This window comes from Amycolatopsis sp. NPDC089917 (assembly GCF_040684635.1).
In the GTDB taxonomy this organism is placed as follows: domain Bacteria; phylum Actinomycetota; class Actinomycetes; order Mycobacteriales; family Pseudonocardiaceae; genus Amycolatopsis.
This window is the reverse complement of sequence record NZ_JBFBGL010000039.1, coordinates 49,154-71,471: the sequence shown is the minus strand read 5'-3', so window position 1 is coordinate 71,471 and position 22,318 is coordinate 49,154. Positions and strand designations below refer to the sequence as shown.

At 70.8% G+C, this 22,318-nt stretch carries 18 protein-coding genes and 2 riboswitches; of the genes, 6 read left to right on the top strand and 12 right to left on the bottom strand.

What is annotated here, in order from left to right:
- The first annotated feature begins 25 nt into the window (after nt 1-25).
- On the top strand, nt 26-640 hold the full coding sequence (locus AB0N89_RS26545; RefSeq protein ID WP_364209287.1) for an SRPBCC family protein: 615 nt from the start codon (nt 26-28) through the stop codon (nt 638-640).
- Nucleotides 641-666: 26 nt separating this feature from the next.
- Here AB0N89_RS26545 and AB0N89_RS26540 read toward each other — a convergent pair whose 3' ends face one another.
- The 6 genes from AB0N89_RS26540 to AB0N89_RS26515 are packed head-to-tail and all read right to left on the bottom strand — an operon-like array spanning nt 667 to nt 8,440.
- Entirely contained in the window at nt 667-1,500 is an 834-nt protein-coding gene (locus AB0N89_RS26540) for an ECF transporter S component (protein ID WP_364209284.1), read from the bottom strand.
- Nucleotides 1,497-3,092, bottom strand: coding sequence for an ATP-binding cassette domain-containing protein (locus tag AB0N89_RS26535; RefSeq protein WP_364209281.1), 1,596 nt, complete (start codon nt 3,090-3,092; stop codon nt 1,497-1,499). Before AB0N89_RS26535 ends, AB0N89_RS26540 begins: the two co-directional genes overlap by 4 nt.
- Complete coding sequence (locus AB0N89_RS26530) at nt 3,089-4,216, bottom strand: energy-coupling factor transporter transmembrane component T (protein ID WP_364209278.1); 1,128 nt, start codon at nt 4,214-4,216, stop codon at nt 3,089-3,091. Before AB0N89_RS26530 ends, AB0N89_RS26535 begins: the two co-directional genes overlap by 4 nt.
- Nucleotides 4,216-5,151 carry an ABC transporter substrate-binding protein gene (locus tag AB0N89_RS26525; protein WP_364209275.1) on the bottom strand — a complete coding sequence of 312 codons (936 nt, stop codon included), beginning with the start codon at nt 5,149-5,151 and terminating at the stop codon, nt 4,216-4,218. Before AB0N89_RS26525 ends, AB0N89_RS26530 begins: the two co-directional genes overlap by 1 nt.
- A complete protein-coding gene (locus tag AB0N89_RS26520; protein ID WP_364209272.1) occupies nt 5,148-5,726 on the bottom strand; it encodes a flagellar hook-length control protein FliK in 579 nt (192 codons plus the stop codon). The genes AB0N89_RS26525 and AB0N89_RS26520 overlap by 4 nt, the downstream gene beginning before the upstream one ends.
- On the bottom strand, nt 5,723-8,440 hold the full coding sequence (locus AB0N89_RS26515; RefSeq protein ID WP_364209269.1) for a hypothetical protein: 2,718 nt from the start codon (nt 8,438-8,440) through the stop codon (nt 5,723-5,725). The genes AB0N89_RS26520 and AB0N89_RS26515 overlap by 4 nt, the downstream gene beginning before the upstream one ends.
- Nucleotides 8,441-8,543: 103 nt before the next feature.
- Nucleotides 8,544-8,611: riboswitch (cobalamin riboswitch) on the bottom strand.
- Nucleotides 8,612-8,746: 135 nt separating this feature from the next.
- Nucleotides 8,747-8,874, top strand: a riboswitch (cobalamin riboswitch).
- Between the two features lie 31 nt (nt 8,875-8,905).
- Between AB0N89_RS26515 and AB0N89_RS26510 the strand changes: the two genes are divergently transcribed.
- Nucleotides 8,906-9,910: a prenyltransferase/squalene oxidase repeat-containing protein gene (locus AB0N89_RS26510; RefSeq protein ID WP_364209266.1), complete on the top strand. Its 1,005-nt coding sequence runs from the start codon at nt 8,906-8,908 to the stop codon at nt 9,908-9,910.
- A 213-nt stretch (nt 9,911-10,123) separates the two neighbouring features.
- Here the strand turns inward: AB0N89_RS26510 and AB0N89_RS26505 are convergent, their stop codons facing one another.
- Together AB0N89_RS26505 and AB0N89_RS26500 are read right to left on the bottom strand one after the other, a co-directional pair.
- On the bottom strand, nt 10,124-10,954 hold the full coding sequence (locus AB0N89_RS26505) for an LLM class F420-dependent oxidoreductase (protein ID WP_364209263.1): 831 nt from the start codon (nt 10,952-10,954) through the stop codon (nt 10,124-10,126).
- An 11-nt stretch (nt 10,955-10,965) separates the two neighbouring features.
- Nucleotides 10,966-11,559 carry a QsdR family transcriptional regulator gene (locus AB0N89_RS26500; RefSeq protein WP_364209260.1) on the bottom strand — a complete coding sequence of 198 codons (594 nt, stop codon included), beginning with the start codon at nt 11,557-11,559 and terminating at the stop codon, nt 10,966-10,968.
- A gap of 593 nt (nt 11,560-12,152) precedes the next feature.
- Here AB0N89_RS26500 and AB0N89_RS26495 point away from each other — a divergent pair.
- Entirely contained in the window at nt 12,153-15,050 is a 2,898-nt protein-coding gene (locus AB0N89_RS26495) for a BTAD domain-containing putative transcriptional regulator (RefSeq protein ID WP_364209257.1), read from the top strand.
- On the opposite strand, the gene fahA is transcribed toward AB0N89_RS26495, so the two are convergent.
- The 3 genes from fahA to AB0N89_RS26480 form a co-directional block, all read right to left on the bottom strand.
- Complete coding sequence (fahA, locus tag AB0N89_RS26490) at nt 15,047-16,219, bottom strand: fumarylacetoacetase (RefSeq protein WP_364209254.1); 1,173 nt, start codon at nt 16,217-16,219, stop codon at nt 15,047-15,049. The two genes, AB0N89_RS26495 and fahA, sit on opposite strands and share 4 nt — an antisense overlap.
- Nucleotides 16,216-17,058: a hypothetical protein gene (locus AB0N89_RS26485; RefSeq protein ID WP_364209251.1), complete on the bottom strand. Its 843-nt coding sequence runs from the start codon at nt 17,056-17,058 to the stop codon at nt 16,216-16,218. The genes fahA and AB0N89_RS26485 overlap by 4 nt, the downstream gene beginning before the upstream one ends.
- 80 nt (nt 17,059-17,138) lie before the next feature.
- Nucleotides 17,139-17,672: a MarR family transcriptional regulator gene (locus AB0N89_RS26480; RefSeq protein ID WP_364209248.1), complete on the bottom strand. Its 534-nt coding sequence runs from the start codon at nt 17,670-17,672 to the stop codon at nt 17,139-17,141.
- Nucleotides 17,673-18,090: 418 nt separating this feature from the next.
- Here AB0N89_RS26480 and AB0N89_RS26475 point away from each other — a divergent pair, with 418 nt between their 5' ends.
- Genes AB0N89_RS26475 through AB0N89_RS26465 form a run of 3 tightly spaced genes read left to right on the top strand, consistent with a single transcriptional unit; the run spans nt 18,091 to nt 20,695 of the window.
- Nucleotides 18,091-18,705 (top strand): urea carboxylase-associated family protein, encoded by a 615-nt coding sequence (locus tag AB0N89_RS26475; protein ID WP_364209245.1) that lies wholly within the window; start codon nt 18,091-18,093, stop codon nt 18,703-18,705.
- Nucleotides 18,702-19,829 (top strand): NADH:flavin oxidoreductase, encoded by a 1,128-nt coding sequence (locus AB0N89_RS26470; RefSeq protein ID WP_364209242.1) that lies wholly within the window; start codon nt 18,702-18,704, stop codon nt 19,827-19,829. Before AB0N89_RS26475 ends, AB0N89_RS26470 begins: the two co-directional genes overlap by 4 nt.
- Entirely contained in the window at nt 19,826-20,695 is an 870-nt protein-coding gene (locus tag AB0N89_RS26465; protein WP_364209239.1) for a polysaccharide deacetylase, read from the top strand. Before AB0N89_RS26470 ends, AB0N89_RS26465 begins: the two co-directional genes overlap by 4 nt.
- Here the strand turns inward: AB0N89_RS26465 and AB0N89_RS26460 are convergent.
- Nucleotides 20,683-22,245 carry a helix-turn-helix domain-containing protein gene (locus tag AB0N89_RS26460; protein ID WP_364209236.1) on the bottom strand — a complete coding sequence of 521 codons (1,563 nt, stop codon included), beginning with the start codon at nt 22,243-22,245 and terminating at the stop codon, nt 20,683-20,685. The two genes, AB0N89_RS26465 and AB0N89_RS26460, sit on opposite strands and share 13 nt — an antisense overlap.
- Nucleotides 22,246-22,318 lie beyond the last annotated feature (73 nt).

Here is a 22,318-nt window from a genome sequence, read left to right as displayed (position 1 = left end):
GCATCGCTAATCAAGGAGCCGGATCATGACGGACACCAAGCCCCGCCGCCGCACCGCCGCACTCGTCGTCCCGCTGGCCCTCGCCCTGCTGGGCGGCGCGGTGGCCCCCGCCCAGGCCGCCACGGCCCCCGCGCCGCTGTCCTGCCAGGGCGAGACCATCGACACGAAGGCCCCGATCCACTACCGGACCGAGACCCTGATCAACGCTCCCCTGAGCGAGATCTGGCGCTTGCAGACCGACGTCGAGCGCTGGCCGTCCTGGCAGGAGCCGGTACTGACCAGCGAACGCCTCGACCGGGGCCCGCTCCGGAAGGACTCGCGGTTCCGCTGGACCACCCCGGTGCCCGCCACGGCCGCGACCCCCGCCACCACGCTGTCGATCACCTCGACCGTCCACCAGATCCGGCGCGGCCAGTGCGTCCGCTGGAGCGGGCCCGCGATCGGTGACGGCCTCCGCATCGACAACGGCGTCCACGTCTGGAACTTCACCGAGGTCAAGGGCGGCGTGCTCGTCCGCACCGAGGAGAACTGGTCCGGCGCGCAGGTCGAGGCCGACGTGCCCACCTCGACGCAGTTCCTCGGCATGGGCCTCGAAGCCTGGCTGAAGGACCTCAAGACCACCGCCGAATCCCGCTGCTGACCGCCTCCGAAACCTCAGGAGGAGGACTAAACGCGGGGCGTGCCGTCGGTGAACGAGGGAATCACGCCGTAGGAAGCCTTGCGTGAAGCGCGGCGCAGGGTCGCGAGCACGGCGGGCCCCAGGACCAGGATCGCCACCGCGTTGGTGATCGCGCGCCCCGTGTCCCAGCCCGCCGTCGACGTGAGCAGCGTGAAGACGGCGAACCGGTGCAGGTTCTCCAGCAGCGGCGCGCCGGGGACGTAGGAGATGTGCCCGTCGTGGTACGGGACTTCGGCGTCGGTGATGAACGGCCAGAACCACAGGTTCATCAGGAACCCGAACACGTACGCGACGAAGATCCCGTAGACCACCAGCATCGCGATCTCGGCCTTGCCGGTCAGGCGGCGCGGCAGCAGTCCCGCGCCCATCCCGATCCACGCCGAGCACATCATCTGGAACGGCAGCCACGGCCCTACCCCCGCGGTCAGCAACGCCGAAGCGAACATCGACGTACAGCCCAGCACGAAACCGAATCCGGGTCCGAGCACCCGGCCTGCCAGCACCAGCAGGAAGAACACGGTCTCGATGCCCGCGGTCCCCGCGCCGAGCGGACGCAGCGCGGCGTTCACCGCCGAGAGCACGCCGAGCATCGCGAGGGCCTTGGAATCCATGCCCCCTTCGGACATCTCGGCCAGCACGATGACGATCAGGATCGGCAGGATCCCGATGAACACGAACGGCGCGTCCGGGCCGTGCTGCATCGACTGCGGTTCGACCCGGACCAGGAGCGGCCAGACGAACATCATCAGTCCCGCGAGCGACGCGAGGCCCAGCACCGTCGCCGAACGCGGGCCCAGCCGGACCGCGGGGGCCGTGCTCACGGGACCTCCTGCGGCAGCGCCGCGCGGACCTCGTCGACGGTGAGCCACGGCTCCCCGAGGATCTTGGCGACCTGGGTGGCGAACGCCGGGGAGCCGCCGAGCACCTCGCCGGTCGGGCCGTCGGAGACGACCTCCCCTTCCGCCATCACGAGCACGCGGTGCGCGATCGTCGCGACGAATTCGACGTCGTGGGTGGCCACGACGACCGCCCTGCCCTCCGCGGTCAGCGAAGCGATCATCTGCGCCAGCGCGGCTTTCGCGGTGTAGTCGAGGCCGCGGGTCGGTTCGTCGAGCAGCATGATCCGCGGGGCGGCCGACAACTGGACGGCGAGCACGAGCGCGAGCCGCTGCCCCTCGGAAAGGTCGCGCGGATGCGACGCGGGATCGATGCCCGGGGCGAGCCTGTCGAGCAGGCCGCGACTGTACCCCGGCTCCGCGCCCGATTCCGCGTCGGCGGCCTCGCATTCGGCTGCGACGGTCTGCAGGTACAGCAGGTCGCCGGCGGTCTGCGGCACCATGCCGACGAGTTTCCGCGCCGCCGCGCTGCTCAGCGTCTTCGGATCCTTGCCCTCGACGGTGACCTTGCCACCCTGCCGGGGGCCGGAACCCTGCACCGCCCACAGCAGCGACGACTTGCCGGAACCGTTGCGCCCCATCATCGCCAGCACCTCGCCGGCGCGCAGGGTCAGATCGACCTCCCGCACGGCGACCTTCGGCCCGTATCGCACGACGACCCCGGACGCGGTCAGCAGGTCCTCGCCCGCGGTCGTGTCCCGTGCGGACGGCGTCCCCAGCGTCAGCGACGAAGCGCGCCGCCGGGCGTCCCGGACCGTCATCGGCAGGGGATTCCAGCCCGCCAGCCGTCCCAAGTGGACGATCGGCGGCGCGATGGGCATGTCCTTCAACACTTCCGGCGGGGTTCCGTCGACCACTCCCCCTGTTCCGGGGACGTGGATCATCCGATCCGCGAACGGGATCACGCGTTCCATCCGGTGCTCGGCCATCAGCACCGTCGTGCCGAGGTCCTCCACCAGCCTGGCCAAGGTCGCCAGCACCTCTTCGGCGGCGGTCGGGTCCAGCGCCGACGTCGGTTCGTCCAGCACCAGCACCTTCGGATGGGTGGTCAGCACCGAGCCGATCGCCACCCGTTGCTGCTGCCCGCCGGACAGCGTCCGCAACGCGCGCCTGCGCAGTTCCGCGATGCCGAGGAGGTCGAGGGTCTCCTCCACCCGGCGGCGCATCACCTGCGGATTCAGGCCGAGCTGTTCCATGCCGTACGCGAGTTCGTCCTCGACCGTGTCGGTGACGAAGCCCGCGAGCGGATCCTGGCCGACGACACCGACCAGGTGCGCGAACTCGCGCGGTGGCCGGGACCGCGTCGTGACGCCGTCGACGGAGACCGTCCCTTCGAGGTGACCGCCGGTGAAATGCGGGACGAGACCGTTGATCGTGCCGAGCAGCGTCGACTTGCCCGCGCCGGTCTGGCCCGCGAACAGCACGAGCTCGCCCTCGCCGATGGACAGCGTCACATCGGACAGGACGGGCTCGGAACGGCCGTGGTAGGTGAAGGAAACGTGGTCGAGTTCGATCATGCGTGCGTTTCTTTTCCGAGCATTTCTTCTTCGAGTGCGGCGTAAGGAGGTTCGGGGGCCGGGGTCAGGAACGCGGGCAGGACACCGATCAGCACCCCGAGCAACGGTCCCCACGCGAGCGACGGCCAGGACAGGTCGATCAGCGACGGGTTCATGTTCATCGGGTTCACCTCCGACGTCACGAACAGGACGGCCGCGACGGCGATCCCGCTCACGGCGGCGACGATCTCCGGCAGATGCCAGCGGTCGGGCCGGTACCGGGTGCGCTGGACGCGTTTGCCCGCCGACCAGAACCCGGCCAGCCCGACGACGACGCCCACGGAAAGCACCGGTGCGGCGAGATAGCGGGGCGTCGAACCGTCCAAAGTGGCGTAAACGCCGACGCAGACGCCGATCAGGCCGACGATCATCAGCGTTCCCGTGATCAGCCGGGCCCGCGCCTCGACCAGTCCCGCGCGGCCGTAACCCCGCGAGTCCATCGACGCGGCGAGCTGCAGCGAACGGGACAGCGCGTCCTCAAGCACCGGGATGAGGATGGTGTGGAGGGCTTTCACCTTCTTCTTGCCCGCCCCGCCGCGCAGCTTGCGGGCCCGCCGGACCCGCAGCACGCTTTCGGCCAGCTGCGGGAACACCGACAGCGCGACGATCACCGCGGTGCCCACCTCGTACAACGCCGGTGGCATCGCCTTGAGCAGCCGTTTCGGATTCGCCAGCGCGTTGGCCGCGCCGAGGCAGATCACCATCGCCGCCAGCCGCATCCCGTCGTAAAGCCCGCCCAGCAACGATTCCGCGGACACGTCGCCGAACAGCCGGATGCCCGCCGCCCATTCCGGCAGCGGGATCTCGGGCAGCCGCAGGATGATCGTCGACCCCTCGGCGCCACCGAACACGACGCGGAAGAACACGCGGATCACCACGATGAACGCGCCGAGGTACAGGTAGAGCCGGAACGCCAGCGCCCACGGCGCCTCACTGCGCCGGGCCACGACGACGTACCCCGCGACCGCCACGATGGTCAGCAGCAGCCACGGGTTCGTCGTGCGGGTCGCCGCGACGGCGAGCCCCAGCGCCCACACCCACCAGGCGGCCGGATGCAGGTCGCGCGGCAGGAAGTAGGACGTCATCAAGCTCCTTGTGCGCGTTTGCGTCTGCGTGCCACGAAGAATCCTGCCACGCACAACGCCAGCACGGCGGCACCGGCCGCCCAGGGCGCCCAGTCACTGGCGCCGGACTCGCGCTCGATCACCGCGTTGACGTCCTCGGCGTTCTCGCCGCCGGTGAACGCGACGTTCAGTGACGGATCCTGCGCCTTCGGCCGCGCGGAGGCACTCGGACGCGGCTTGGGCGGCGGCAGAGCACCGGAACTCGGGCCCGCGACCGGAGCTTCACCGGGGCCGGCCTCCTCCGTCGACTGAGGACCGTCGCCGGACGGCTGTCCGTTCTCCGCCCGCGGACGCTGCTGCTGCCGCTCGCCGGGATCGTCGGTGACCGGCTTGGCCTCCTCGCGCGGCACGCACGGCCGGCTCTCGGTGCCGGGCCGCACGGCGGAGATCCGCGGGACCGGGTTGGACTGGGCGGTGGCGTTCAGGGAGAACGACCAGCCCTCGAAACCGCCGGGGATGAAGTCGCGGTTCTTGACGCCCCACTGGCTGTAGTCCCACGCGCAGTTGTTCGAAGCGTGCCAATAGGACCAGTAGGCCTGGGCCGGAGGCGTGTCGACGCACAGCTCGCGGTACTTGTCGCGGCCGGCGATCGGGATGTTCTCGGTCGCCGCGGGGCGGTTCTCGACCCGGCAGACGAACGACTCGCCCCAGCGCTGCACCCCGGCGATCTGGAAGCCGGCGCCCTTGAGCGCGTCCAGCCCGGTGCCGCGGGTGGTCTGGGGGTTGCAGCGCACGATGGTCGTGCCGCCGAGCTGCTGGAAGTCGACGACCACGGTGACCCCGGTGGCGTCCTTGCAGAACCCGGGATATCCCTTGCCCTGGTCGACCGCGTGCGCGGACGGCGCCGTGGCGGCTATCTGTAAGATCGCCGCCACCACTCCGAGGAGCTTCCTCACGGGATGGCCGGGTTCCTCGGCGTGACACCGGGAACCGGGTTGGTCGTCGCGGACTTGTTCAAGGAGAACGACCAGCCTTCGAACCCGCCGGGCACGACGTTGCGGTTGAGCGCGCCGTAGCTGCTGTAGGTCCAGGTGGTCCCGGAACCGTCGGCGTGCCAGTAACCCCAGTACGCGCCGGCGGGCGGCGTGTTGACGCACGGCTCCTTGTAGCTCGGGTTGCTCGACAGCGGGATGGTCTCCGTCGCGGACGGGCGGCCTTCCAGGCGGCAGACGAAACCGAGACCCCAGCGGGCGGTCCCCGCGACCGCGATCCCCGCGTCCTGCAACGCCTTGATACCCGTGCGGGCGGTCCCCGGGCTCGCGTTCGGCGAGCAGCGGGTGATCGTCGGCGCGGCTGTCCCGCCGTTGCCGTCCAGCTCCTGGAAGTCGACGACGACGGTCGTACCGGTGAGCGCGTCGGAGCCGGTGCAGATCCCGTCGTAGCCCTTGGTGGGATCGACCGCGTTCGCGGGTGCGGCGGAAAGCCCGATCAGTCCGATGAGGACGGTCGTGACGGTGAGTAGTTTTCTCATGGTGTAGCCCCCTTTGTCTTGATGAACCGGCGAAGCAGGAAAACGAGCACGATCGCGGCGACGAGCAGGAGTCCGGCCAGTCCGACGAGTCCCCAGGTCAGCCACGTGGGCTGAACCGGCTGGGCGACGGCCGCCTGCAGTTGCGTTCCGGAGACGGCGTCGGCGGCGTTCGACTCCGTGAGCGGCAGCCGGATGGCGGGCGACAGCGGCGAATCCGCGGCGGTGAGCCAGGAACGGCCGGCGACCCCCTGGGCGGCGGCCAGGCTCGTCGGGAAGTCGGTCTTCCCGTCGCTCGCCGCGACCGTTCCCTTCGCGAAGCCGCCGTCGGCCTGGACCAGTTTGCCCAGCGACCGCGCGGTTCCGCTCGCGTCGAGGCCGGCGATCTGCCGCGCGGCGGCGACGGCGGCGCTCAGCACGACGTCCGGCTCGCCCGCCTCGCCGGTCACCATGCCCTCGCCGGTCGGCCGGACGCCGAGCGCGCCCACCGCCGAGACGAACGCCGACACGCGCCGCTCGGTCCAGCCGTCGGGCCGCTTGGTCGACGGCGCGGCGTCGGTGTGCGGACGGGCGGCCAGCGCGGTGACCGCGGCGGCCGTCGCGCCGAGGTCACCGGAGCCGCACTGCGCCGTGTCGAGGTGTTTCGGGAACGTCCCGTCGGCGCACTGGCGCGAGAGGAGCAGTTCGACCGCGGGGCCGGGGTCGGCGGCGGTGGCGAGAACCGCCCACGCGTGCCGTTCGACGGTCTCGTCGGCGTCGGCGAAGGACCCGACGTCGGTGAACTTGCCGTCCGCGTCACGCAGCTTCACCAGATCGGCGCGCAACTGCCCGGCGTCCGCCCTGGCGAACTCGGCGACGAGCACGAGTTTCGCGAGCGGTTCGGCGTAGGAAGCGCCGTTCTGCTCGTACGGCGCGCCGTGGGCGTAGGCCTGCACGGCTTCGGGCGTGAGCAGGAACTTCGACGCGCGGTCGACCGTTTCCGGCTGCTCGTCCAGTGCCCGCAGGGCGAGCACCAGATCGGCGGTGGCGTCGTAGTCGACGTAGGTCTTGCCGTCCTCGGTGACCTCGACGTGGTCTCCGCCGACGAGCCGGTTCGTCAGGTACGCGCCGAGCCGGGACGCCGCGGGGGCAGTCCCCGCGATCGCGACCGGCGTGGAGATCGCGGTCGGCGGCGGGACGCGGGCGCCGGTCGACGCCCTCGGGGTGACGGTCTTCTTGGGCTTCGGCGTGGTGGCCTCGGGCGCGGGCTTGTCCGGCTGTGGCTTGGCCGCGGGTGGCGTGCTCGTGACGGTGACCGTGCTCGGCGCGGGCGGGCTGGTCGGCTGGGACGAGGACGTGCCCGGCGTCGGTGTCACCGACGTCGTGGTGGTGGTGGTCGTTGTTGTCGTGGTCGTCGTGGTCGTCGTGGTCGTGCTGGGCGCCGGTTCGCTCGAAGTCGAGGTCGGCGTGCTGGTGGGGGTACTCGATTCGGACGACGTCGGCGTGGAGGTCGGCGTTCCCGAAGAGCTGCTGGTCGGCGGCTGACCGCCGCCCTTGGCCAGCGTGAAGAAGCCGACCTGCGACAACCCGAGCGAAGCCTGGGCGCTCGCGCGGATCCAGGTGTCGAGCCCGCTGATACCCGAGGTCCGTGCGGCCTCGTAGGAAGCCGGGTTGTACGCGATCGCGCCGAGGTCGCCCGCGAGCCTGTTGCCGGAGTCGGACGCGGCGTTCGCTTGGGCGGACTTGAGGTACCGCACGCCCTTGTCGACCGCCGCGTCCGCGCCACCCGCCTCGGCGAGCCCCTGGAGGATCATGCCGGTGCTGTTGGTGTTCGGCGCCTCGGTGCCGACTCCGCCGCCCCAGCCGCCGCCGGGGGTCTGGTTCGCTTTGATCCACGAGACGGCTTTGGCGATCGGGGTGTCGAGCCCGGCCGCGCCCGCCTTCTTGGCGGCCAGCATCGCCGAGAGACCGAGACCGGTGGCGTCGCCGTCGGACGGCGAGAGGTCGAGCGGTTTGCCCTCGTCACAGGTCGAGACCTTGTGCTTGTCCGGGGTGACGTGGTCGCCGGTCTCCGTCGTCGGAATGTAGGCGAAGAAGACGCGGAAGTAGCCCTCGGAACACTGCTGGGTCACCAGCTTGTCGATCGCGAGCTGGTCGTTCTCGCCCGCGGCGGCGAGCCCGATCACGCCGAGCGCCTGGCCGAACATGTTGGCGTTGTTGCTGATCGGGCCGGTGAGGTCGGGATTCTTCGTGTAGTCGCTGACCCGTCCCTTGTCGGGCCCGCCCCGCATGATCGCGTTCTGGGTCTCGGCGACCAGGTCGTAGCCGTCGAAGTTCCGCGGGTTCCGGCCGGAGACCTCGGCGGCGACCAGGGTCTTGGCCATGGCGCCGCCGACGATGACGTTGTCGAACCCGGCGCCGGGGATGAACCCGTCCCAGGTGAAGTAGTCGGTGGCGTGGCCCTGGTCGTCGAGGAACTTCACGATCGGCTCGGCCTTCGCGCCGTCACCGGACGCGTACATCGAGAACAGCACGTCGATCATCAGGCCGTGATCCGGCAAGGTGCCGCCGTTGGGGTTCTCGAGCGTGCCGTCCGGCTTCAGTTTCGTCGCGAGCCAGCGGGAGTTCGACTTCGCGGCGCCGGGATCGTTCGCGGCCGTCGCCGTCCCGGTGAGCAGCGCGGCGACGACGCCGACGCTGACGGCGAAGGCCAGGGCGGCCAGGGACCCGCGGCGCATGACTCCTCCTTGCGGCATGACGGAGGACAGGCGCGGGACGCCGCAGTCACCCCTGTTTATCGCGACAGTGGTTCGGACTTCTGGTTGGTTCATCCGCCCGTTCGGCACCCCGGCTCGCCCTGGTGAAGGGCCCACGGTTGCGCGACAGCGCCGGATTTCGACCGGCTTCCCCGTCACGGGCGGCGGTATTCGGTTGTCGAGCCCGCCGAGGTTAACACCCGATTACCTCCGGCAGGCACCGCTGAGCAGGTCGGTTGCCAGGATCACAGCGTTACTCGCGCCCGGCGGTACCCCGGCGCCCGTCCGGGATGAGAGTCTTCGGTTCGTCCGATTCAGCGCGGTCGTGGGGGAAGTCCGGTGAGAGTCCGGCGCTGTCCCGCAACGGTATGCCCTCCAGGCGAGCCCGGTCACCCACGTCGCGCGGTGTCACCGACTCCTGTCGTGGAAATGCGGGAAAGGGTTCTCATGAGACGTTTGGTCCTCGCTGTCGCCGTGCTGTGCGGCATCGGTCTGGTCGCCGCCCCGGCGGCCGCCGCCACCCCGAACAAGGCGGACGCCGCCGCGGGCTGGCTCGCCAGGCAGCTGACCGACGGGGAAAGGTTCGAGGCCGACTTCGGCGGCCAGAAGTTCCCCGACCAGGGCTTGACGATCGACGCGATCTTCGCGTTCGCCGCCGCCGGCGTGTCCGACACGAACGCGGGCAAGGCGATCGCCTGGCTGGCGAAGCCGGAGATCACCACCGGCTACGTCGGCAGCGGCGCCGAGGCGTACGCGGGCGCGCACGCCAAACTGCTGCTCGCCGCGCAGATCCGGGGCAAGAACCCGGCGTCGTTCGGCGGCGTCGACCTGAAGGCGGGCCTGCTCTCGCTGCTCACGCCGTCCGGCCGGTTCTCCGATCGCTCCGAATACGGCGACTACTCCAACGCCTTCTCGCAATCGCTCGCGCTGCTGGCGCTGGACCGCACCCCGGCGGGCGCGCCCGCGTCGGCCGTGTCGTTCCTGGCGGGCACCCAGTGCGCGGACGGCGGATTCCCGCTGAACTTCGGCGAGGCGACGTGCACCGGCGACGTCGACTCGACCGCGATGGTCGTGCAGGCCCTGCGCGCCACCGGTGACGCGACGAACGCCCGCGAAGGCACCTCCTGGCTGGTCACCAAGCAGCACGCGAACGGCGGCTTCGGCGTCGGCACCAACGCGCCGAACGCCAACAGCACCGGCCTCTCCGCCGAAGCGCTGGCGGGTCACCGTCCCGCCGCCGCGGTCAAGGCTCGGGAGTTCCTGCGGTCGCTGCAAACCGGCTGCGCCGGCGCCGAGGCGGACCGCGGCGCGATCGCCTACGACGCCACCGGCCTGAACCCGGCGACCGCCCCGCGCGCGACCGCGCAGGCGATCCTCGGCCTGGCCCGGGTTCCGCTGGGCGACCTGCACGGCGGTGGCCGTCCGCAGGCGCCGGTGCTCACCTGCCCGTGACGTGACCTCGTGAGTGGTACCTGAAGGCCCCCTTGAGGGACCCAGGGTCCGTGAAGGCCTCCTTCACTACCTTCACACCCGGCTCGGGGTGACGCTTGTGCTGGATGCCGGTGCGGTCGAGCGGGGAGGATTCCGGACGCCCAGCCCCGTGCAGGTCAGCGGCAGGCAGGCAAAGACCGGTCCGCCCTAACGGCACTTACCCCTCACGAGCCGTCAGGCGCGAAGCGGCGCGATGGTCTTCGCCAGTTTGTCGAGCTGCTCCAAGGTCTCCGTCTCGGGCAGCGTCGGCAGGATGAGCGAGACCTCGTCGACCCCCGCGCCCGCGAGACGTCGCAACAGGCCGGGATCGGCCGGAGCGCCGAACACGCTGATCCGGACGTCTTCGCGGCCCTGATCGGCGAGCCAGGACCGGACGCGGCGCAATTCTTCCGGCGGGGTCACGGAATGCGGCAGCCAGCCGTCGGCGTGCTCGGCGAGCCGTTTGAGCCCGGCCGGGCCCTGACCGGCGACATAGATCGGCGTATGCGGTTTCCGCACGGGTTTCGGCCAGGAGTAGACCGGGTCGAAGTCGATGTGCTTGCCGTGGAACTCGGCCTCGTCCTGGGTCCAGATCGCCTTGAGCGCCTGGAGCTGCTCGGTCAGCAGCGCGCCCCGCGTCCGCGGGTCGACGCCGTGGTTGCGCATCTCCTCGATGTTCCAGCCCGCCCCGACGCCGAAGACCACCCGCCCGTCGGAGAGCAAGTCGAGGCTGGCGATCTCCTTGGCCGTGTAGAACAGGTCGCGCTGGATCATCAGGGCGACCGCGGTGCCGAGCCGGAGGTTCGAGGTGACCGTCGCGGCGGCGGCCAGCGCCACGAACGGATCGAGATTGCGGACGGCGCCTCGCGGCAGCTCACCGCCGGGGTACGGGCTCTCCCGGCTGACCGGGATGTGCGAGTGTTCGGGGAGGTAGAGGGAGTCGAAACCCTTCTCCTCCAGAGCGGCGGCCAGCACGTGCGGCCGGATTCCCTCGTCGGTCACTGCGGTCGCGATACCGAAGTCCATGTTCACCACGACTACTGGGGGCGGCCGGGTATTCCCGTCACGAGCGCGGCGAGAAGCGTCGACGCCGCGTCGAGATCGGGTGTCCGGGAGGCGAGGACGTCCGAATACAGGAACGCTTCCCCCAAACGGACGATCGCGTAACAGAGGCTTTCCAGGCCGACCGAGGGCACGAAACCGCCGTCGTCGACGTCGCGGCGCAGCAACTCGACGTGTGCGGCGATCACCTTCGGCTGGACGCGGCCGTCCGGATCGGTGAGCAGCCGGATCGCCAGCACCGGCTCGTCGTCGAGGAAACGGCGGAACCCGGCGCTCGCCGCGAGCACGGACCGGTACTCGCGCATGATCGCGAGACAGCGCAGTTCGCCCGCCGCGTTGCGCACCACGTCGCCCTCTTCGCGCTCCCAGGTGCGCGTCGCGGCCGCCAGGGTGCGCTCGGACAGGTAGTGGAGAGCGTCGCCGAGCAGGTCTTCCCGGTTCCCGACGCGGCGGAACAACGTGCTGCGCGAAATGCCCAGATCCTGCGCGAAGGCGGAGGTGTCGACGCGGACTCCGCGCTCGATCCAGCGCGCGGCACTACGGATTATGTCCTCGGCTGAGGGATTCACGACCGCAGATCGTAGCCACCGGCCGAGGGCCGCGCGCTCGGCTCCACCGAACGCGCGGCCGCCTGGACCCGGTCGACTCCCCGCGGCTGCGGCCGGCCGACCGGATCACCCCCGGTACAGGCACTTTCCAGGCCGGTCAGCAGTTGATCACGTCGTGGATCGGGTACCAGTCGTACAAGTGATTGTCGGACGGCGCCTCGCGGAACCAGGCGACGGTGCCGCGCGTTTGGTTGTTCCCCCAGGAACCGGCGGAACTCCACGGGATCCGAGACGTGCCACAGCGGTACATGTCGATCCGACTCCCTGCCACGAAGAAAGCAACACGCTTCACTTTGAACACGCCTTCCTCGCCTGGACTTCGCGGCCGTCGATCTCGCGCCTGGCTTCTTGTTCGGCCCGCCGGTTCACCTCGGCGGCCAAACCTCGAGCGCGTACGGAGGCTTCGCTGCGGGCGACTTCGACATCCAGCATTCCCATGAGCTCTTCCCTCCCTTGATCTCGATGAATAGTGAGACCTGAGGCTGTGTGGAAGTCTGGTAAGAAACCTTGAAGCCGCAGGGCTGGGTCATCGTGTGAAGACGGGGAGGGTCGCGATGACGGTGGAGTTCCGCCTTTCACACGGTCTGGAAGTGCTCGTCGACGGGCACGCCGTTTCCGCCGGGTTCGCCCGTCAGCGGGCGGTGCTGGTGGCGTTGCTGGCCGACCTGGGCACCCCGGTGCCGGTCGACGAACTCGCCGACCGGGTATGGGGTGAGCGCCTTCCGAGACGTCCCCGGGAGGCGCTCTACGGTTACGTCTCCCGCCTGCGCGGCGTGCTCGCGCCCGGCGCCGAGGTGACCATCGGCAAACAGGCCGCCGGGTACGTGCTGAGGGCGGATCCGATGACGGTGGACCTGTACCGGTTCGAGCGAACCGTCGACATGGCGCGTAACTGCGACGAGGACACGCGCGCGCTCGAACTCTTCACAGCCGCCTTGAAGACGTGGGCAGGCGAGCCGGTGCCGATCGTGGACACGCCCTGGATGGGCGCCCTGCGAGATCAGTTGTGCCAGCAATTCAGGACAGCGGAGCTGGACAGCCAGGATGTCGCGCTGCGCTTGGGCAGGCACACGGAACTGCTTCCCGCGCTGATCAGGCAGACCGGGGAATTCCCGTTGGACGAAAGGGTGGCCGGGCAATACATGCTCGCGCTCTACCGCAGCGGCAGACAGGCCGATGCCCTGGAGCACTACCGGCAGGTCCGGCTCCGGCTGGCCGACGAGCTGGGCACGGATCCCGGCGCCTCTTTGCGGGAACTACACCGTCGGATCCTCTCCGCCGCGCCCGAGCTCGACATGTCCCGGCAGGGGACGACGCCCGCTCAGGTGGTGCCGCGTCAGCTTCCTGCGGAACCCCGGGGCTTCATCGGCCGGACCCGCGAACTCTCCGCCTTGGACGGATCGCCCGATCACTTCGAGGAGAGCGGACCGGAGGGGACGGTCCGGGTGCTGTCGGGCGGCGGGGGCGTCGGGAAGACCTGGCTGGCTCTGCGGTGGGCGCACGACCACGTCCCCGAGTTCCCGGACGGCCAGCTCTTCGTGAATCTCCGAGGCTTCGATCCGGCCTCCGATCCCGTGTCCCCGGATTCGGCGCTCCACGGATTCCTGACCGCGCTCGGCGTCGCGCCCGCCGCGATTCCCCAGGACGCCGACGCCCGAGCGGCGCTGTACCGGAGCCTGGTCGCCGACCGGCGCCTTCTCGTCGTGCTCGACAACGCACGTGAGACGGCGCAGGTGCTCCCGCTGCTCCCCGGCGGACGATCCAGCACCGTGCTGATCACCAGCCGCCACCGGCTGAACGGGCTCGTGGCCACCCACGCCGCCCAGCCGCTGCCGCTGGGGGTTCTCGCCGAGTCCGAGGCACGCGGGATTCTCGTCCGCCACCTCGGAGCGGCCACCCTGGACGCCGACCCGGAGTCCACGGAACAGCTGCTGCACCACTGCGCGGGCCTTCCGCTGGCCTTGGCCATCGTGGCGAGCCGCGCCGGGAACCATCCCGGCTTCCCGCTCGCCGGTTTCGCCGCCGAACTTCGCGCTGACACCGAGCCGCTGGAAGCTCTCGACACCGGGGAGCTGTCCTGGAACCTGCGCGCGGTGTTCTCGGCCTCGTACGGGATCCTCGACAACCGGGCCGCGACCATGTTCCGGTGGCTCAGCCTCGCGCCCGGCGCCGACATCGCCCTCTCCTCGGCCGCGGCCCTCTGCCGGTTGACCGGTCCGGCCGCCCGGACCGTTCTCACCACTCTCGAGATGGCGAGCCTGGTCGAGCAACACCGCCCCGGCCGCTATCGCATGCACGATCTCACGCGTGCGTACGCGGCCGAGCTCGTCAAGGCCCACGACACCGAGGTCCACCGCCGGGACGCGCTGACGCACCTGTTCGACCACCACTGTCACGTGGCGTCGATCGCCGCGGAGCGGTTCGCGCCCGCGGAAAGTCACCGGCGGCCTTCGATCCCGCCCCTCGCCGGGCCCTCGGTGACGTTTTCCGACGGGGCCGCCGCCCGCGGCTGGCTGGACGCCGAACGCGAAAATCTCATCGCCTCCGCATGCCACGCCGCCGCCTTGGGCCTTCCGGCCGTCGTCACCCACCTGTCCACCACGTTGTACCGGTATCTGGACGGCTGCGGTCACTTCCAGGACGCGCTGGCGTTGCACACCGCTGCTCGCGACGCCGTCGGCCCGGGAGGGATCGACCACGCTCACGCGCTCTGCTCGCGCGGGTACGCCCTTGTCCGTCTCGGCCGCTACGACGAAGCGTTCGACGAGCTCCGCCAGGCCCTTGGCCGCTCCGACGCCGATCCGCTTCTGGACTATGCGGCGAACACCAACATCGCGTTCGTTTACGACGACCGCGGCGACCGGGAAACGGCGCTCACCCATTACGTCCGCGCGCTGGGCGCCAGCCGCGCCACGGGACCTCGGTCCACCACCTACGGGACAGCGCTGAACAACCTGGGTGACTGCTACCGCAAACTCGGCCGCCACGAGGAGGCCATCGATCACCTTCGACGCAGCATCGCGATCGCGGAGGAAGCCGGCTCCGCGGGTCTCGGCGGCGTGGCGCTGGCCAGCCTCGGCGACCTGCAACGGGCGCAGCACGACCTCCCGGGGGCGCGCGCCAGCTACCGGCGCGCGCTGGAACTGGCCCTTGTCAGCGGAAACCCCGGCCTCGAAGTCGAGCTGCTCAACAGGCTGGCCTCCGCGGCGTCCACTCCTCGACAAGGCCTCGAACAGTTCCAGCGGGCGCTGCTCCTCGCCCGTGGCATCGCCTACGCCCTCGAAGAGGCTCGGGCTCACCATGGCTTGGCGCGGCTGCACCACGCCCTCGGAGACCTCACCGCCGGCCGAGCCCACGCCACCGAGGCACTCCGTCTCTACACAGCGGTGAAAAGCCCCGATAAGGACGCCGTGGAGGAACTCCTGCGCGCGACCGGCGGAACCGACGGCTAGGCGGGCAGCACGCGGCCCCGCACTTCACCGAACCCGATCCGCGCGCCGTTCGCGCCGGGCGCGGTCCCGGTGATCGCGACCTCGTCGCCGTCCAGCAGGAAGGTGCGCTCCTCCCCCTTGACCGTGAGCGGTTCCCTTCCGCCCCAGGACAATTCGAGGAACGCGCCGCGCTGGTTCTTCTCCGGGCCGGAGATCGTGCCGGAGCCGTACAGGTCGCCGGTGCGCGAGGAGGCGCCGTTGACCGTCAGGTGCGCGAGCATCTGGGCGGGCGACCAGTACATCTCACGGAAAGGCGGGCGGCTGACCTCTTCGCCGTTCCATTCGATGACCAGATCGATGTCGAGACCCCACGGCGAGCTTTCGCGCAGGTACGGCAGCGGTTGAGGATCGATCTGACCCGGCAGCGGGATCCGCGCGGCCTCCAGCGCCAGGATCGGGACCACCCAAGGGGAGATCGAGGTCGCGAAGCTCTTGCCGAGGTGCGGGCCCAGCGGGACGTACTCCCACGCCTGGATGTCGCGGGCCGACCAGTCGTTGAGCAGGACCGCGCCGAAAACGTGACGAGGGAAGGCATCCGGGGTGATCGGGGTGTTCAGCGGGGTTCCGGCGCCGACGACGAAGCCCATCTCCGCTTCGATGTCCAGCCGCACACTCGGGCCGAACACCGGCGCCGCGCCTGTCGGGGCCTTGCGCTGCCCGCTCGGGCGCACGATGTCGGTCCCGGAGACCACGACCGTCCCGGACCGCCCGTGGTAGCCGACCGGGAGGTGCTTCCAGTTGGGCAGCAACGGTTCCGCGTCCGGCCGGAACAGCCTGCCGACGTTCGAGGCGTGATGCTCGGAAGCGTAGAAGTCGACGTAGTCCGCGACCTCGATCGGCAGGTGCAGAGTCACCCGTCCGACGGGGTGGACCGCGCCGTCGGGGACCTCGCCGGTGACCAGGTCGCGGATCCGCGCCCGGATCTCCACCCAGCGGTCGTATCCCTGCGCCATGAACGGGTTCAGCGACGGTGCGGCGAAGACGTCGTCGCCGAGTGCCGCGGCCAGGTCGAGGACGGAGTCCCCGACCCGCACGCCGACGCGCGGGGAATCGCCGTCGACGGAGAACACACCGTACGGCAGGTTTTCGATCCCGAACAACGAGTCTGCGGGGATGTCGATCGTGGTCATGCCTCTCCTCGGGGCGCCTCGAGCAGGCCGAGTCCGGCCAGTTCGGTCAGGGGGTCGGTGATGCTGCAGGTGCCGAACGACGTGAAGGCCGCGCGGACCGCCACGGCGCGCTCCGGTCCCAGGTCACGCAGCCGTCCGGCGAGGACTGCGCCGTCCCGTTCGGCGAGAACGGCTTCCGCGTCCCCGCCGGTGAGGACGGCGTCGGTGGCGAGCATCAGGTTCAGGAAGCCGTGCTGTTCGAAGCCGGTCCCCGGGTCGGTGTTGCGGAGCGCGTGGTGCAGGCCGGCGGTGGCCTTGAACGGAACGCCCGCCTCGACGGCCGCCCGGACGGCGGCCGCGAGCTCGGCCTCGTCCGGGTACAGGTCGGCCCGGACGCCACCGGTGCGGAACTTCGCGCGGTGGCCGGTGCCGGACAGGGCGGTCAGCAGCGGGACGCGCCGGTCGTCACGCGGGATCTCGACGAAGACCGGTGCGGTGGCGGCGGAAAGGGCGGCGAGTACCTCGTCCGGCCCCATCCCGTCCGGGACGGCGATCTCGAGCGCGTCGAGTTTCACCGGCAGTGTCGCGACGGCGTTGAGGACGCCGTCGCGCTGCGCGGGTCCGCCGGGCAGGGTGATCGCGACCGGCAGCGGGACTTCCCGGTCGCCCAGCACCCCGGCGAGCTCGCCGAGCGCGGTGGCGGCGACCACCAGCGGTCCGACGAGACCGGCGTACCAGGCGGAGACGTGTTCGTCGTGCGCCGCCACCGCGTCCGGCAGCGGTGCCAGGCCCGGTGGGAACACCGCGGCGTCGTCGCACAGCCCGGCGAAGAGCGCGGGAATCCGTCCGCCGTCCACCATGGTCTCCTCCTCGCCGATTTAGTTCACACTTTGACTACCCATCGGGCAGCGTAGTCCGGTCTTCGGGGCGACGGGAAGGGCTACTTGCGGCTCCGCGTGCCGAACTCCGCGCGGCTCGTGATCAGCTTGCCCAGCAGCATCACGAGGATGCGCTGTTCGGTCTCGGTCAACGCGTTCGTCCAGCCGAATTCGCGTTCGTTGTGCTCGCGGAAGACCGAGACCATCTCCTTGTGCCCCGCCTCGGTCAGCGACAGCTGCACCGAACGGCCGTCCCGTTCGTCCGGCACCCGGTGGAGCATCCCGTCCGCGACCAGCGTCTTGACCAGGTTCGACACCGCCGCCCGACTCATCCCGGTCAGCCTGGCCGCGCTCGTCGGTTCGAGCGGCCCGGCGAGCCAGACAACGAACAGCAGCCGGAACGCCGACCACGATCGCCCGCGCGGCCGGTGCACCGCGGCTTCGAGGTCGTAGGTCACCAGGTCGGAGGCGCGGTTGAGGGTCAGCAGCACCTCGGTCGCCAGCTGGTGCCGGAAGCCGTACTCCTGCGCGAGCCGCCGGTTCGCCAGCGCCACGAACGACCAGAAGTCCAGCCCCGCCGCGTCCACGTCTTCCATCGCCGAACACTAACCCGAGTTCTCAAAAATGGTCAAAACCTGAACTATCTCGGGAAGGGCGACCAGACCAGCTCGGCCCAGGTGGCGCGGGAGCGGGCGCGCGGGTCGGGACCGACCGTGGGCTTCGGTGCCCACTGGCGGGCGGTTTCGCGTGGCTGGAGGGACGACGCGCGTGATCCGATGGACGACACACGTGTCCAGGCGGACGACTCGCGGCGGGACCTCGGCCACGCGCGTGTCGTCCAACCGGCCACGCGGCGATGGTTTCCCGGAGGGGTAACGAGTGTCTGGAGACGTCCCGAAAGTGGCTCACGAGACTATCCAGACCAGCGCCACCTAGAGCTTCCTCTACTCAAGACCGTCATTCATGGAGGTTTCTCCATGGCGGCCGGACGGCCGGCACCTGTTTGCTGAAGGCATGAGCAGAACGGAAGTGCCACCGGGCACCGCGAAGGCCGTCCGGGTGGCGGCAGGCGACCTCGTCCGGGTGATCGACGTCGAGGGCGGTCAGGTAGGCGACGTGTTCGCGTTCGCCGACAGCGGGCCCGCGCTGGCCGAGCACCACAGCGCCGCACACACTCGCGCAGCGAACGACAGGCTGTTCCCCGCCCTCGGCGAGTCCTTCGTGACCGACCGGCGCCGCCCGATCCTGACCCTCGTCGAGGACACCTCCCCCGGCGAACACGACATGCTCATCCCCGCTTGCGACCCGGCCCGGTACGCCGCGCTGGGGGCACCCGGTCACCGCTCCTGCGCTACGAACCTGCGTGAGGCGCTGAGCGAGACCGGCCTGAGCTTCACGGGACCGACCCCGCAGCCGATCAACGTCTTCATGCGCATCCCGGTCGACGCGAACGGCCGCCTGAGCTGGCTGACCGCGACCTCGCGTCCCGGCGACGCGGTCACCCTGCGCGCCGAACTGGACTGCGTCGTCGTGGTCTCCGCCTGCCCGCAGGATCTCGTCGGGATCAGCGACGCCGGACTCTCCCCCCTCGCCATCGAAACCGTCCACAATGGAGGAACACGATCATGACCACCACCGTCGGCCACGCCCACCCCGCGCTGGCCCCGACCACCCTCGGCGGTCTCGCGCTGCGCAACCGCTACGCCGTCGCCCCCATGACCCGGGTCTCGGCCGCGCCCGACGGCACGCCGACCGGCGAAATGGCCGACTACTACGCCGAATTCGCCCGCGGCGGGTTCGGGCTCGTGTTCAGCGAGGGCATCTACCCCGACACGGCGGCCAGCCAGGGGTACCTCAACCAGCCCGGTCTCGCGCGGGACGAGCACGTCGCGGGCTGGCGCGTCGTCACCGCCGGAGTACGCGCGGCGGGCGGGCGGATGATCGCGCAGCTCATGCACGCCGGCGCGATCTCCCAGGGAAATCCGCACCAGAGCCACAACGTCGGCCCTTCGGCCGTCCAGCCGCGCGGGGAGATGATGCCCGCGTACGGCGGTTCCGGTCCGTGGGTCGCGCCCCGCGAGCTGACCACCGCCGAGATCGACGGCATCGTCGACGGTTTCGCGGTGGCGGCCCGGCGCGCTCGTGAAGCCGGGTTCGACGGCGTCGAGGTGCACGCGGCCAACGGGTATCTGCTCGACCAGTTCCTCACCGACTACACCAACCGGCGCACCGACTCCTACGGCGGCTCGGTCGCCGGCCGGATCCGGCTGACCGCCCGCGTCGTGACCGCCGTCGCCGAGGCCGTCCCGGAGCTGGTGACCGGCGTGCGGCTGTCGCAGACGAAGGTCAACGACTTCACCTACCGCTGGCCCGGCGGCCGCGAAGACGCCGAGGTGATCTTCGCCGCGGTCGCCGAGGCGGGCGCGGACTACCTCCACATCGCCAGCGAGGGCCGGAACTGGCTCGAAACGGCGAAACTGGCCGACGGCGACACCATCACCGCCCTCGCCCGGAAGGTCACCGGCCTTCCGGTGGTCGCCAACGGCGGCATGCACGACCTCGCCCAGGCGAAGGAGGTGCTCGCCGGCGGGCACGCCGACGTGCTTTCGATCGGGCACGGCGCCCTGGCCAACCCGGATCTGCCCGCCCGCGTCGCCGCGTCCGAACCCCTGGCGGAGTTCGACCGGGCGATGGTCTCCCCGACGGTCACGGTGGCGAACGCGCGCCGCTGGCGGGAGAGTCGGCAAGCGTGACCGAACCAAGCTGGCACGGCGGCGCGGCCGCGGTGGCGACCCTGACCTTCGACGTGGACGCGGAATCCCCGATCCTCGCGCACGGAAGGGGTTACGCCGACCACCTGTCGACCATGTCCCATCAGGCCTACGGGCCACGGGTCGGGGTGCCGCGCGTCCTCGACCTGCTCGACGAACTGGCCGTGCCCGCGACGTTCTTCGTGCCGGGCTGGGTCGCCGAACAGCGGCCCGGCCTGGCCGCCACGATCGTGGAGCGCGGGCACGAGGTGGCCCACCACTCCTACAGCCACCGGCCGCCGACCACGATGACCGCCGCCGAGCAGCGGGCCGATTTCGAACGGGGCATGGCGGTCTTCGCGAGCCAGGGCATCGAAATCAGCGGGCATCGCGCGGCCGGCTGGGAGTCCACTTGGGACACTCCGGCACTGGTGGCCGAACACGGATTGAGCTACGACTCGTCGCTGATGGCCGACGATCGGCCGTATCTGATCGAGACCGGGGCGGGCCGGATCGCCGAGCTGCCGGTGCACTGGTCGCTCGACGACTGGGAGCAGTACGCGTTCCTTCCCTCGCCGCGGATCGGCTCGGTGATCACGTCACCGGTCCAGGTGCTGGAGATGTGGCGGGCGGAGCTCGACGCGATGCGCCGGTATCGCTGCCTGTTCAACCTGTGCCTGCACCCGTTCCTGTCGGGCAGGCCGGGACGGCTGGAGGCGGTGCGCGCGCTCATCGAGTTCGGGCTGAGCCTCGGCGACGTCCGGTTCGCCCGGTGCCGGGACGTGGCGGCCGCGGCGCTGGCCGACCCCGCCTTGCCCGCGGAACCCTTGCGGCGCCTCGAAGTCGACCCGGCGGTCTATCCGGACTGAGCCGCCTCCAAGGCCAGGAAGAGGTCGACCCGGTCCGCGGTGCGCCCGACGTCGCGGCCGGTCAGCTCGGTGACCTTGGCCAGCCGGTTGCGCAAGGTGTTGACGTGCACGAACAGGGCCGCGGCGGTGGCCGCCCACTGGCCGTCGTGGTCGAGGAACGCCCGCAAGGTGGTCTCCAGGTCGCCGTCGCGGACACGGTCGTGCTCGCGCAGCGGCCCGAGCAGGACGTCGGCGAACGTGTGCCGCCACTGCTCGTCGTGCGACTCCAGCAGCAGCCGGTAGCTGCCCAGCTCGGCGAAACTCGCCGACACCGGCCCGCCACGCCTGCCGCGGAGCACGCGGCAGGCTTCGCGGCTGCGCGACAACGGTTCGCGCAGTCCGGCGGCGCCGGACACGGGATCGGCCAGCCCGACGACCACGCGACCGCCGGAGAACCGGTGCGACACGGCCGCCGCCAGCCGGGGCGCGAACGCGGCGGGCGACTGCCTTCCCGACCGGAAGGGAAGCACCGCCACGACGTCCCGGCTTCCCGCCGCCACGACCGCGGGCAAGCCGTCCGCCAGCAGGAAATCCGTCACGGCCTCGGCCATCCCCGGCAGGGTCGCGGTGGCGTCGTCGCCCGCGAACGCCAGCGCGATCACGGCCAGCGGACCGTCCGGGTCGACCCCGAAAGCACGCAGCCTGCCGGGCACCTCGGCGACGCGTTGCGCGCCGGAGAGCACCATGTCCAGCAGTTCGACGGCGAACCGCATCTCGATGGCCTGTACCGCCTGGTGCCGGGCCACTTCCAGGCTGAGGTAGCGGGCGGTCTGCTCCAGCGCGTCGCGCTCGTCCCGTGTCAGGCCTGCCACGGGCCGCAGGCACAGCAGCGCGGCGTCCGCGTCGCCGATCGCGCCGACCGGGAAGAGCGCCGCCCGCGTCCCCGCGCCGAGACCCGCCTCCAACGGCGGCGGATGCCGGGTAAGGGCATCCGCCGCGGCGCGCGTCTGTCCGGCGTCCAGCACTGCGCCGGACGACGCCAGCTCACGGCCCATCCGGTCCACGACCGCGAGCGGCAGTTCGTGCTCGCGGCGCAGGACCTCCAGCACGCCGGAAGCGCCCGCGCCCCTCGACAGCGCCGAGGTCAGCTCGTCCCCCCGGCGCACCAACGACATCAGCGCGTTCTGCCGGTCCGCGGCCTGGATCGCCGCCGCCGCACGGGTGACCGCCGTGAACGGCACCGCCACCGAGATCTCCAGCAGCGGCAACCCGGCTTCGCGGCACGCCTCGACGAGGGCCGGAGGTGTGTCGCGTTGTTCCACGCGCAGCCCGAAGATGATCCCGGCGGCTCCGGCACCGACCACTCGCGCGACGAAGTCCGCCGGATCGACTCGGTCGAGCCACAGGCCGTTGGTCAGCACGACCTCGTGCTCGCGCACGTACGGCCCGGGGTCGGGAAGCTCGGTGTTGTGCACCCACAGCACCGCTTCGGCCAGTGCGCCGTCGCGGCCGGGGACGACCACCCGCAGTTCGAGATCCGGGTCCGCGACCAGCGCCGCCAAGGTCACCATGACTGTGAATATATCCAGCCCGAGACGGTCATTCTGGACGATCAGCCATTTCATCGGTTTTTCATGCTGGCTG